The 13,204-nt window shown below is 52.8% G+C and carries 9 protein-coding genes; 4 read left to right on the forward strand and 5 right to left on the reverse strand.

Features of this window, described 5'->3' with window-relative positions:
* Nucleotides 1-44: 44 nt before the first annotated feature.
* From gpmA to F822_RS02865, 4 genes are all read left to right on the forward strand, one after another.
* The gene (gene gpmA, locus F822_RS02850) at nucleotides 45-794 is read left to right on the forward strand and encodes a 2,3-diphosphoglycerate-dependent phosphoglycerate mutase (RefSeq protein ID WP_025041997.1); all 750 of its coding nucleotides are present in this window, start codon (nucleotides 45-47) and stop codon (nucleotides 792-794) included.
* 119 nt (nucleotides 795-913) lie between these two features.
* A complete protein-coding gene (locus F822_RS02855; RefSeq protein ID WP_231623554.1) occupies nucleotides 914-2,146 on the forward strand; it encodes a murein hydrolase activator EnvC family protein in 1,233 nt (410 codons plus the stop codon).
* Nucleotides 2,147-2,183: 37 nt separating this feature from the next.
* Nucleotides 2,184-3,626 (forward strand): S41 family peptidase, encoded by a 1,443-nt coding sequence (locus F822_RS02860; protein ID WP_025041999.1) that lies wholly within the window; start codon nucleotides 2,184-2,186, stop codon nucleotides 3,624-3,626.
* Between the two features lie 443 nt (nucleotides 3,627-4,069).
* Nucleotides 4,070-4,834, forward strand: a complete 765-nt coding sequence (locus F822_RS02865) for a HesA/MoeB/ThiF family protein (RefSeq protein WP_025042000.1) — start codon at nucleotides 4,070-4,072, stop codon at nucleotides 4,832-4,834.
* Nucleotides 4,835-5,574: 740 nt separating this feature from the next.
* Here F822_RS02865 and F822_RS02875 read toward each other — a convergent pair.
* The 5 genes from F822_RS02875 to F822_RS02895 all read right to left on the reverse strand — a co-directional run bounded on the left by F822_RS02875 (nucleotide 5,575) and on the right by F822_RS02895 (nucleotide 13,202).
* Nucleotides 5,575-7,191 carry a tetratricopeptide repeat protein gene (locus F822_RS02875; RefSeq protein WP_231623555.1) on the reverse strand — a complete coding sequence of 539 codons (1,617 nt, stop codon included), beginning with the start codon at nucleotides 7,189-7,191 and terminating at the stop codon, nucleotides 5,575-5,577.
* A gap of 17 nt (nucleotides 7,192-7,208) precedes the next feature.
* Nucleotides 7,209-7,490, reverse strand: a complete 282-nt coding sequence (locus tag F822_RS02880; protein WP_231623556.1) for a hypothetical protein — start codon at nucleotides 7,488-7,490, stop codon at nucleotides 7,209-7,211.
* A gap of 163 nt (nucleotides 7,491-7,653) precedes the next feature.
* Nucleotides 7,654-8,262: a nucleoid occlusion factor SlmA gene (slmA, locus tag F822_RS02885; protein WP_025042004.1), complete on the reverse strand. Its 609-nt coding sequence runs from the start codon at nucleotides 8,260-8,262 to the stop codon at nucleotides 7,654-7,656.
* Nucleotides 8,263-8,455: 193 nt separating this feature from the next.
* On the reverse strand, nucleotides 8,456-9,340 hold the full coding sequence (argB, locus tag F822_RS02890) for an acetylglutamate kinase (RefSeq protein WP_025042005.1): 885 nt from the start codon (nucleotides 9,338-9,340) through the stop codon (nucleotides 8,456-8,458).
* A gap of 727 nt (nucleotides 9,341-10,067) precedes the next feature.
* Complete coding sequence (locus tag F822_RS02895; RefSeq protein ID WP_025042006.1) at nucleotides 10,068-13,202, reverse strand: efflux RND transporter permease subunit; 3,135 nt, start codon at nucleotides 13,200-13,202, stop codon at nucleotides 10,068-10,070.
* Nucleotides 13,203-13,204: the final 2 nt, after the last annotated feature.

Below are 13,204 nucleotides of genomic sequence, written 5' to 3' on the forward strand. Positions count from 1 at the left end.
TTCAAACCGCTTTGCGGAAAATCTCATCCTTTCTATAAACAAATATGAAAAAACTCATTCTCCTGCGGCATGGAGAAAGCACGTGGAATAAAGAGAACCGGTTCACTGGCTGGACCGATGTGGACCTGTCTCCAAAAGGTGTGGAAGAAGCCCAAAATTCCGGACGCTTGTTGCGGGAGGGCGGATTTGCGTTCGATATTGCGTATACTTCAGTATTGAAGCGTTCGATTCGCACCTTATGGATCGTGCTGGACGAACTGGATCAGATGTGGATTCCCGTTAACTTGACGTGGCGATTGAACGAGCGTCATTACGGTGCACTGCAAGGCTTGAACAAGCTTGAGACGGCGCTCAAGTATGGCGAGGAGCAGGTTCAGATCTGGCGGCGCAGCTACAACGTCCGGCCACCTGCGCTCACCCCGGAGGATGAACGCTACCCCGGCTTCGATCCCCGCTATCGTAATTTGGAGAGAGAAGACATTCCGCTGACAGAATGCCTGCAGGATACCGTCGCAAGGTTTCTCCCCTACTGGAACGAAACCATCGCACCCCGGGTCCAGTCCGGTCAGCGCATACTCATCGCCGCTCATGGCAATTCGCTACGGGCGCTGGTCATGTATCTCGACAATCTTTCCGAGCAGGATGTCATGGAACTCAACATCCCTACCGGCGTTCCGCTTGTGTACGAGCTTGAGGAAGATCTGAAACCTATCCGAAGCTACTATCTCGGCGATCAAGCAGCGATCGAACAAGCGATGCAGGTTGTAGCAAATCAGGGGAAAATATCACCTTAGCCATGAGTTCTACTCATCCATTTCATTTGTACGTACGATAGTATTCATCGTAGCTTGACAGTTTCCCAAGGTAAATCTGTATCGCTCCCGTGGCGTATGGTTTCTTCGGTAAGATACGTTTGAAAATTTCATTCCTGCGCGGCATCAATATATGGTTGAGTGTGATTTGCAAGCTGATTCTGGCTGGGGCACTGATACTGCCGCATTCGCTCCATGCAGCTCCCAGAGTCGAAAAGGAAGAGCTGAAGCAACTGCGCAGTCGCATTGAAAGCTTACAGGAAGAACTGGCGGATACGGAGGAGTCGAAATCAGGTGCGGCTGGTGCACTGCGTGAAGCGGAGCAGGCAATCAGCGCCGCCAATCGCAAGTTGATGACGCTTGCGCGGGAGCAACATGAAGCCAATGGAAAACTAAGCCAATTAAAAGCACAGTCCGGGCTGGTCGCGGGGGATATCCAGGCGCAACAGTTGCAATTGGGCAAATTGCTTTATCGGCAGTATCTGGATGGGGGTAGTAAAAAAGAGTATCTGGGCCTCTTGCTCAATCAGCACGACCCTAATGAAATTGCCCGTGATCTGCATTACTACGGCTATCTCTCCCGCGCACGCATGGAGGAAATAGATGCGCTCCGCGCAAATCTCCAACGGCTTGATGTGCTCGCCAGCCAAAGCCGCGAAAAAACCGTGGAAATAACCGCGATCCAGGCTAAGCAGGCCGAGCATAAAAAACACCTTGAGAAAAAAAAAGCCGAGCGCGCAGAACTGCTCGCACAGATTTCTCTTCAGGCCGATCAGCAGCGGCTTGAAATCAGCAAGCTCAAGCGCGACGAAGATCGCCTCGCCCGTCTGGTAGACAAAATCGCTAAAATGCTCGCGCGAAAAAAACAGAGCTCCCCGCGCGGTTCCGGTTCCCTTAGCAACGAAAGATTACCCGACGCTTCTACACACGGAAGCCCGTTCTCGTCGTTGAAAGGCCGCTTAAGTTTGCCGGTACGCGGGGAACTTGCGAACCGCTTCGGTAGTCCACGTGCTGATGGGGGTATTACGTGGAAAGGATTATTCATCCGTTCGGCGATGGGTGGAGAGGTGAAAGCCATTGCCGGTGGGCGCGTCGTATTTGCCGACTGGCTGAGAGGATTCGGCAATCTGATGATTGTAGATCACGGCAGCAGCTACATGAGCCTCTACGGCAATAACGAAACCGTGCATAAAAAGGTAGGGGATTCCGTTCGCGGAGGAGATACGATCGCTACGGTGGGAAACAGCGGTGGTAACCCCGAATCCGGTTTATACTTTGAATTACGCCATCAAGGCAAACCGTTTGACCCTTTGAACTGGGTCAGAATAAAATGAGTGACGACACTGCGTGGACAAATCTGGAGAATGTTTAATGGGTAACAAGATGCGGCACTTTGGCTTGATCATCTTTGGCGTGATCACCGGCGTGATGCTGAGCCTCAATTTTTCTGCCAATGCCGACAAGGAAACCCAGGGGGTGCTGCATCCTCTTCCAATCGAAGAGCTCCGCGCATTCACTGAAGTATTCGGTCGCATCAAGAGTGATTACGTCGAGCCGGTAGAAGACAGGAAACTTATCACGGAGGCGATCAACGGAATGCTGACCGGCCTGGATCCGCATTCAGCCTATCTGGATATGGATGCCTTCAAGGAACTGCAAATCGGTACGCAGGGTGAGTTTGGCGGACTGGGCATCGAAGTCAGCATGGAAGACGGATTCGTCAAGGTCATTTCGCCAATCGAAGACACGCCGGCGTTTCGGGCAGGCATCAAACCGGGTGACCTCATCATCAAGCTGGACGATACCGCAGTCAAAGGCCTCTCGCTTACCGATGCCATCAAGCGTATGCGGGGCAAACCCAACACCTCGATAACCCTCACCGTATTACGGAAGGGCGAGACCAAACCGATGGTGTTCACGCTGGTACGGGCAGTCATCAAGATACAGAGCGTCAAGTCGAAACTGATTGAACCGGGTTATGCATACATACGCATCACGCAATTTCAGGAACAAACGGGCGAAAACCTGACCAAGGCCATCGATAAATTGTTCAAGGAGAGTACTGTGCCGATGAAGGGGCTGGTACTGGACCTGCGCAACGATCCCGGGGGGCTGCTGAACGGCGCCGTAGCGGTGTCTGCCGCCTTCCTGCCGGCCAATTCGCTGGTGGTGTATACCGATGGCCGTACTGAAGATGCCAAGATGAAGCTCAAAGCCAGCCCCGAATTCTACCTGCGTGATACAAAAAGCGACTATCTGAAGCGGCTGCCGGCAGCGATCAAGACGGTGCCAATGATTACCCTGGTAAATGGCGGCTCGGCCTCTGCTTCGGAGATTGTCGCGGGTGCGCTTCAGGATCACAAACGGTCCGTCGTGATGGGTACGCAAACATTCGGAAAAGGGTCGGTGCAAACCATCCTGCCGTTGGGTAACAACACAGCCATAAAGCTCACTACTGCGCGCTACTACACGCCTAATGGACAATCTATCCAGGCCAAGGGGATTACACCCGATATCCTCGACGAATCCGCGAAAGATGAATTTGAACGTTTGCGCGAAGCCGACCTGGACCGCCACCTGTCCAACGGAAGGCCACAAGAGGCCAAACCTGCGACAGAAGCGATAAAGGTAGCGCCCAAGCCCGAGGCCAAGATAATCAAACCGGAGAACGGGGAGGACAAAAACAAGAAGCAGGAGCCTCCAGCGGAATTTGGCTCAAGCGGTGACTTATTGCTGACCCAGGCGATGAATTATTTTAAAGATAGCACGGCGAATAAGACAGCGAACAAGGACGCGGCAAAAGTAACGAATTGATTATCAGTTCCGGTGGCTGCAGAAAACGGAGGAGTTAGGGAATCTGCGCAATTCCTCCGTAGCTCCGCAGATCAAGTTACCGGTAAATTGCAGACTTGTTCAGGTTATGTAGAGCAGGACGGCTGTGGAGTTATTATTCGGCGCAATGCGCTTTGCTTATTGCGCCCTACAGCATTAGACGCTCGTACCACATAAGCGATAGATGCCGGTCAATGCAAATCACCCGCGTGCTTACACTGAGCTGTAACAGTAGGGCGTCAATAAGCAAAGCGCATTGCGCCGTATGATTATTGCATTTACAGTATCCCCATCGGCATCTCCAGCAATCCCATCGCCATACTGGGGCAGGTGATGGGATCACTGTCCTATAAACCGTTTTGCCGCGCCTCTGCCGGCAACAACGGATCCTGGCCAGCGTCTAAACACTCGCGCCGCTCCGAATAATGAATGACAATCAACTGCTGCGCTACAGCCGCCACATTCTATTGCCGCAAATTGGCATACAAGGGCAGGAAGCTTTAATTCGGTCACATGTGCTTATTATCGGTGCAGGCGGGCTGGGTTCACCTGCGGCGATGTACCTCGCTGCAAGTGGTGTCGGCAAACTTACCATTTGCGACAATGACGAAGTCGACCTGACCAATCTCCAGCGCCAAATCATTCACAGCACTGGTCGGATCGGCACGACCAAGACAAATTCCGCCAAAAAGACACTGGCCGGAATCAATCCCGAAGTCAATGTGATTACGCTGAACGAGCGCATGGATGAAGAAAAACTGTTGAGAGTCGTTGCGAATGCCGATGTCGTGGTAGATGCGAGCGACAATTTTTCCACCCGGCTCGCCATCAACCAAGCCTGTATCATTCGTAAAAAACCGCTTGTATCGGGTGCGGCAGTGCGCTTCGATGGACAAGTCGCCGTATTCGACCTAAGTCAGGGGCACAGCCCCTGTTATCAATGTCTGTTTCCCGGAACCGGCGAAAACGAGGATATGCGTTGCGCCATTATGGGTGTGTTTGCGCCACTGGTAGGTATTATTGGTTGTGTGCAAGCAGCGGAAACGCTAAAAATCCTGCTGAATATCGGCGAAACGCTGAATGGTCGTTTGTTGCGTCTCGATGGTTTGACGATGGAATGGCGTTCAGTCAAACTGAATAAGGACCCGGCATGCACGGCATGCGGTACGGATGAGCCAGTTATGATCTAATAGGCAGGCAATTGAGCGGCACCGTCGGATAAACAGATAAGTCTCCACCGAGCGCTGGCCTGCATCGGGCCACCCCTATCTCAGACTCCTATGTGAGGAAAACCATATTTATATTTTCCCTTGGGCTTCAAAGACTGCTGTTTCCCCCGTTCGCCTGTGCCACATCATAGTGGTGATGCCTTCGCACTGAGCTCCGCTTGCCGGCAGTAGTATTCCGCTTGCAGCCTTCCTCTCCATCCCGCTGTGAACACGGTGGTTGGTACGGCAACGTACTGACGCCCTTACCAATGATGCTTAACATTTTCTAAACATAAGCCTGCCGGGGCTGTCGTGGCTAAAGCAACTTTGGAGTCACAAGAAAAATTTGTTATCGCCGCATAAAAACAGCATGCATACGAAAGTATTTTCCATCATATACCGGTATCTATCATTCCTGCTGCCATTGGGGGAACGTGCCGGCTCTGGGCATGGGAACATGGAACTTTGGGAGAACCCGGCCAACCGTGCCCGCAGATGCGCCACCGCACGGCGCGTCTTGCTGTAATTCTTCACTTTGAGTTTGGCCAACTCCGCTCGTCTGATTCGATGAAAGAGCAGAATGGAGAGAATCGCCCGGTCGCGCTGGAGAGATTACATACGGGACCAAGAGTCGAAGGCCCTGGCCAGCGACCGTTCATAGATAATGAGATAACGGATCGCCTGAAACCAGGCAATCCCATCTTGGGAGAAAGTCTGTACAGTTACCTTCCGAGTATACGCTTAGCCTCGACTATCTCGGGGCGCGGGCTGCCAGCGTGCTCGGTCAATTTAAGCAGCTGCTCCGAGTAGTGAATTGCCTTCTGCTCATTGCCCGCTCGCTTTGCATTTTGAGCTGCTCCCGCGATCGCGCGATATCGATTGGACTGTTGCTCAAGAACTTTTTCGAATTCAGCGAGAGCATCAGCCGGTTTCTGGTCACGTTCAAGTATCGTTGCCAACATCTCTCGCGCCGGAACGATTGGCCCAGGCGTGACGACGTTCTTTGCGCTTGCATCTTCACGCTCTGCCGCTCGGCGCAGTATTGCGGTACCCTCATCGCGTTTGCCTTCCGCAAAGGCCGCCAGTCCACGTATTACCTCGACCTGGATGTCGATCTGATCGGCCCAGTAGTTTAATTTAATAGCCGCCGCCGCATCGCGAAGTTCGGTCAACCGCTTCGCCTCGAATTTTGCCTTAGCCGGCTCTCCACTCATCGCTGAACCAATACCGCGGGCGAAAGCGTTGACCGCTTCAGCCTGTGGATACTTTTTCCATGGGTAGGTATCCCGGGCATACAACCGCAAATTCGCTGCCTCCTGCCAGGCTCCGCGTTCAAGTGCGATCCTTGCGGGGATAGCAGCGTACGGATACGCGACCCCAAGCATGTCAATCCCATGTCTCGCTTGCTCTTGCTCCATGACTTTTCGCGCCGCGAGATCCTGACCTAACTGCAGATGGGCATATACCATGTAGTCGGATGCATGATGCCCGTCGTGGGTAATCGAGTCATCCGCCGTCGCGGCCGCACGACGGTTTGTATCAATCGACTCTTGCCAGAAGCCTGTGAGGGTGAAGATGTGCGATGGCATGTGCAAGGCGTGAGGCGCGTCCGGAGCGATTTTCGCGTACTTCTTCGCAGCGTCGATCCCACGCTTGGCCAACGGTGGATAGTCATAACTGTGAATAAGATAGTGCGCCACTCCAGGATGGTTTGGCTCCCGGGCAAAGATCGGCTCGAGTAACTTGGCGGCGTGCAATTGATTGCTATAGGTCTTGTCAGTGGGATCAAAGTTCCTCGAGAGAATAAGCGCATACAATACGGTTGCCTCACTGTCGTCGGCATTTCGTTGTGCCAGCTGCGCCATCGCTTTTTCGAAGGCATCAGCCCTTTCACGATAGTTGGCGTTGTTCAGGCCTTTATAGAATATTTCGAGTGCATCGACATAGTCACGCTCTCGCTGAGTCTTGAGCCCGGACTTACGCGCGGCATCGAGTAATATCGGCCCCTCAGTCATTGCTTTTTCTGACAAGGTGACTGGCCAGGCAAACGGGTTATCGAGAATCGCTAGAGCTTTTACCCAATGAGCCATACCACAAGTGGGGTCGGCCTTGAGTACGTCGTCAGCCGTTGCAATGGCACGTTGCCACTGAAAAGAGTGGTAGTACGCTATTGCCATATTAAACCTGGCTTGTGCCGTAGCGTTACACTCCACTTTGAAGTGTACATCGCCAATCATGGGTTTATGTGAACCCTCGGCATCCGCTCTTGCGACTTGAGTCAATGCCAGTGCCAAGAGCGTCGATACTAATACCGTAGTGCTTCTCCTCATGAAATTCATTCTAGCCTCCTTGGGTGTCATTTTCTGACATTGGCAAGTAAATTAGGTGGTGGCCCGATCGGCTCGAATTTTTTCAATAATGGGATATCCTCTTTGCTTATCCAGCGGATATCCGTATCAAATGTGTTGTGGGGTCCCCAACTGCCAGTAAATTTCTTACCATCAGGCGTGAAAGTCCAGCACATTTCTTCACCCGGAGTATTGATGACATCACCGAGATTGATCGGTTTCTGCCATTCTCCATTGGCATTCACATGAAAATGTTGTAATTCCATGTATTCGAAATGTAGAGGTCTCATGGAAACCGCCTTAAACGAAAACATGTATGCTCACGTTGTTCCGGCTTGACTAAAATCAAGTCCAACCGCTCGATAAATGGCGGTAGAGCCGCATGAAAAAGAGACAAGATCGTGCAAGATCGATTTCTCAGGCGAAGTCATTGATCGCCCATCAGCGTTTCAGTCATTGGCCCGGAGCAGCATGTCTGAACGCTTCACTTGAGAGTATTACCCTTCGTTGCGCTTCCCAATACTCCATCGGATCCCGTTTGAAACCGCTTTTGGCAAATTGATGCCAACGGCCCGCAATGTAGCACATCAGCATGTTTGCCTGGGCGGATATGTCCGAATCGGACGCGATTTCACGCTCACCGGCCGCAAAGCGCAGCGCCTGTTTCAGCGTCGCCTCCAACCGGTCGTGCAATTGATTGATGCGTGTTTGCAGGCGATCATTTTCATTTATCAGCGCATCGCCGATCAATACTCGCGTCATACCGGGGTTCTTTTTCGCAAAACCAAGCAGTAGCGCTAAAATCCCTTCTACTTGCTTAACGCCGCTTGACTCTTCAGTCGTCAACTTATTGATAAGGCTGAACAGTGTTTTCTCGATGAACTCGATCAAGCCGTCATACATCTGCGCCTTACTGGCGAAATGACGATAAAGTGCGGCCTCGGAAACATGCAGGTTGGCAGCTAGCGCCGCTGTAGTGATTTTCCCCGCACGGGGCTCTTCCAGCATTCCCGCCAGAACCTGCAGGATTTGATCTTTTCTCTCGCCGGGCTTGGCTGCCATGTATTCCTCGATTCGATAACTCTGTCATTCAAATTCTTATAAGCCTGTGTCGAACCAGGGTGGTTCAGGCGTGAATATTCACGAAATAAGTCGGAAAATATCGTCAGCAGCGAAAATAACGACATCTGGTCAATGGAGCTGGAATCGAGTTCGGACGCCGCCCCGGATCTCTGGTGAAGATCTGCCTATCCACTTAGCTCGCCTTTATAAGCGTACCCACACCCTCATCCGTCATCACCTCAAGCAGTAATCCGTGCTCTACCCGCCCATCAATAATGTGACAGGATTTGACGCCGTTTTTCACTGCGTCCAGTGCAGAACCGATTTTTGGTATCATGCCACCGGAGATGGTTCCGTCGGCAAATAATTCATCCACTCTCTGCGCAGTCAATCCGGTTAACAGGTTACCATTCTTGTCCAGCACACCGGGAGTATTAGTAAGCAGTATCAGCTTCTCGGCATTTAAAACCCTCGCCAATTCTCCCGCAACCAGATCGGCATTGATATTGTAGGATTCTCCATTCTTGCCCACGCCGACAGGGGCGATTACCGGAATAAAATCGCGTGTTTCCAATAGCTCGATCAAAGCAGGGTTTATGCTTTCAATTTCCCCAACCTGGCCGATATCGAGCCATCCGCCCGCTTTCTCGCTGTCCTGCATAAGCATTTTTTTTGCACGGATGAAGCTGCCGTCTTTACCGGTCAAGCCAACTGCAAGACCTCCATGCTGGTTGATAAGGTTGACGATTTCCTTATTGATCAGTCCCAGCACCATTTCCACCACATCCATTGTTTCGGCATCGGTCACGCGCATTCCCTGGATAAACGCGCCTTGCTTGCCCACCCGCTTCAGCATATCGTTGATCTGTGGTCCGCCGCCGTGAACGATTACAGGGTTCATTCCCACAAGCTTCAGCAGCACGACGTCGCGGGCGAAGCCTTGTTTGAGATGCTCCTCGATCATGGCATTACCGCCATATTTAATGACAATCGTTTTACCGTGAAAACGCCGAATATAAGGCAAGGCCTCGGCCAGAATTTTCGCTTTATCTTTTGCAGCAGTTTGGGATGATGACATGGCTCTTCTCGGTGGCGTGGCTCTCGATAACTTTACGAGTATTTTTCAGGTTGAGTATTTTAACCCGGATGTTTCATAAATTCGCGTGATGATTGCGCAGGATTTTGTTTCGTAGGGAGATTTTGTGAAAGAGTGGCGTAGTTATTCATACGCCCGACTAAACGAAATTTTCACACGAAACAAAAGACCAGCGAGGGCGCGCGTCAATTTATGAAACATCCGGGTTAGTATCAGGACTTTGAGAAAAGAAGGAAATTCATCTCGCTGCCCTGTCACCGCTCAAACCTTATGGAAACGCTGGTTATAGCAGGCTGCCCGCTGGAGATGACGAGCTGATCCATCAGGTGGTAACAAGATCAATATTGCCGATCTCAGAATCATGCACAACCGCGAGAACGATCGGATGGGGTAATTATCCTGAACCCGGCGGTTGAGCGCTCGTTTTTCAGCTCACCCGTCAACCAGCGCTATAACCGAAAAGGATTTTTCGTATCCCTTGAGCTTCACCTTTTTGGTGAGTTCACTCCACTTCGTCCAACTGCCGGATTCAGGAGAATCCATAACAACGGCACAAATTGTGTTCTTCTCGGCGAAAGCAGTTCGCTCTTCCTTCGGTTCGGGTTATTAATGAGGAATGGCGAGAGAACTGCCTCCAGCACAGCCATATCCGGGGAGTCAGGAATTTGACGTTATGCTTCGCATAGCGTTTTGATCTTCGCCTATTGTCTCACTCAGGCGTGTACCCGGCGTGTACGGGCTTCTCGTCGAACCAGCGGTACAACGTGGGCAATACAACGAGCGTCAGCAAAGTCGAGGTGATCAGGCCACCGATCACCACGACGGCCAGCGGACGTTGCACTTCAGAACCGGGGCCGGTGGCAAAAAGAAACGGTACCAGACCCAGCATGGCGACGGTAGCCGTCATCAGTACCGGGCGAAACCGCTGCTCGCAGCCCTTGATGACCGCGTCGGCCACGCTTGCCCCTTCATCGCGCAGCTTCCGTATATAGGAAATCAGCACTACCCCATTCAGTACCGCAATGCCCCATAAGGCGATAAAACCCACCGAGGCCGGAACCGAAAGATATTCGCCGGTGACGAAAAGCCCGATAACGCCCCCGATGGAAGCAAATGGCAGCACCAGAATGATGAGTCCCGCAAGCTTGATCGAATTGAACAATACGAAGAGCAGGAAGAAGATCGCTACAATAGTAAGCGGAACTATCAGCGAAAGTGTCGCCATGGCACGTTCCATATTCTCGAACTGGCCACCCCAGACAAAATAATAGCCGGTTGGCAGTTTGATTTCCCTGGCGACACGCTCCTGTACCTCTGCAACGAAACCGCCGAGATCGCGTTCATGCACGTTGGCGCCGATCACCACGCGGCGTTTCGCGTATTCGCGGGACACCAGCGCCGGCCCATCGACAACCTGGATGTCTGCCACCGCGCGCAGCGGCACTAAAACGCCGCCTTGGGCCGAGGCGCCGTCCGGCCCGGTTTTTCCAGGCACTCGCAACACGAGATCGCGGATCGCCTCGACATCGTTGCGAAAGCGTTCGGGAAAGCGCAGAAGGAGGACAATGCGGCGCTCGCCCTCAAACACGGTAGTAACTGCCTTTCCTCCGATAGCGGTTTCGATGAGCTCGTTCACGTCGGCGACGTTGAGACCGTGGCGTGCAATAGCACGGCGATTGATGTCGATGGTCAGCGATTGTTGGCCGGACAAACGTTCGATACGAATATCTCTGGCGCCACGCACGGACTTGAGGATGCGCGCCACTTGCTCCGACAACTTGCGCAACTCTTCCAGATTGTCGCCAAAGATCTTGATCGCGACTTGCGAGCGCACGCCGGTGACCATCTCGTCCACACGCTGTTCGATCGGTTGCGACAAGACGATGGATACGCCGGGTAGCACCGCCAATACCTTGCGGATATCCTCTTCCACTTCTTTCTGGGTGCGACCGGAATCCGGATCCAGCGCGGCAATGGGATCCGATTCGTTCTGCGATGCCGGGTCCGCAGGGGAATCGCCACGACCGAGCTTGGATACTACGCTCTTGACCCCAGGCACTGCGGCAATCAGTCTCATTGCCTCTGATTCCATTTTGATGGATTCATCTAGAGAAATTGAGGGTACCCGGATGATAACCGGCGTTATCGAGCCCTCCTGCATCGTCGGGATGAAGGATTTACCCAGCAACGGGAACAGTGAAAAAGACAGCACGAGCAGGCCCAGGGATATGATGATAGTCACCTTCTCCCTGGCTAGCGCCGAATTGAGAAGGCGACGGTAGCCCGATTTGAGCAAAGCGATAATTCTGGTGTCATGGTCAGCGCCCCCCTTGAGCATGTACGCGCAGAGTACTGGCGAAAGTGTCAGGGAAACAATAAGCGATACCGCCAGTGCAATGGCGATAGTGAATGCAAGCGGACTGAACGTCTTGCCTTCCATGCCTTGCAGCGCCATCAGCGGCAGAAACACCAGAATAATGATCGAAATGCCAAAAATCACCGGTGTTCCCACCTCGACCACCGCGTCTACGATAAGTTGCAGCCGAGATTCGCCACCGGTGGCATGACCCAGGCGATGATAGACATTTTCCACCACAACCACCGTGGAATCGACCATCAGTCCGATAGCGATCGCCAATCCCCCCAGTGACATGAGGTTCGCGGAGATCTCCTGCTGGTTCATCACCATGAAGGTGATCAGCGGCGTAATAATGAGTGTCGCCACTACGATCAGGCTGGAGCGTACATCCCCGAGGAAGATGAACAATATCACTACCACGAGCAGTATGCCTTCGATCAGCACTTTGCTCACCGTCCACAGCGCGGAATCCACGAGATCGGTTCGATCGTAAAAAGGCACAATCTGGAGCCCACCCGGCAGCAGCGCACGCTCATTAATTTCGGCCACCTTCTCCTTCACCCGCCCAACGATTTCCTTGGCGTTCCCGCCGCGCAACATCATTACTATGCCCGCGACAGACTCGGTGTAGCCGTTCTTGATGCTGGCGCCCTGGCGCACCTCGGTGCCAAACTCCACCCGCGCCACGTCACGAACAAATATGGGTATACCGTCCAGCTCTTTAAGAACGATATTTCGGATGTCATCCAGCGTCTGGATCAGGCCAACGCCACGGATCAGGTACTGTTCGGCATGCAGTGGAAGTATATTGCCGCTGGCGTTGGCATTATTACTGGCGATGGCCCTGTCAACCTGCGCCAATGTCAAGTCATAATGGCGTAACCGGTCGGGGTTGACCAAGACATGATATTGCTTGACAAATCCTCCCATGGAATTGATCTCAGCCACGCCGGGAACAGAGCGCAGTAATGGACGCACCACCCAGTCCTGTATGGTGCGCCGTTCAGTCAACTCCTGCGTCGTGAGCGCACGTTCGCCATCGTCGGGATGTTCGATGGTGTATTGATATACCTCGCCCAGACCCGTCGATACGGGGCCGAGTACCGGTGTGATACCCTTTGGCATCCTGTTGGATACTTCAATCAGCCTTTCCATTACCAGCTGACGCGCGAAGTAAACGTCGGTCTGGTCGGTAAATACAAGGGTGATAAGAGAAAGCCCGCTTTTGTTCAAGGAACGCATCTCTACCAGGCCGGGCAGACCTGTCATCGCGATTTCCACCGGTACCGTCACCAATCGTTCGATCTCCTCCGGGCTGCGACCAACTGCCTCAGTGGCGACCTGTACCTGTATGTTGGTCACGTCCGGAAACGCATCGACCGACAATTTCGTCGATGCGCGCAGTCCTATGCCGACCAGGGCCAGCGCGATCACCACCACAATCAGGCGTTGCTTGAGCATGGCGCGTACGATTGAGGCAAGCATGG

The organism is Nitrosospira briensis C-128, from assembly GCF_000619905.2.
Lineage (GTDB): Bacteria > Pseudomonadota > Gammaproteobacteria > Burkholderiales > Nitrosomonadaceae > Nitrosospira > Nitrosospira briensis.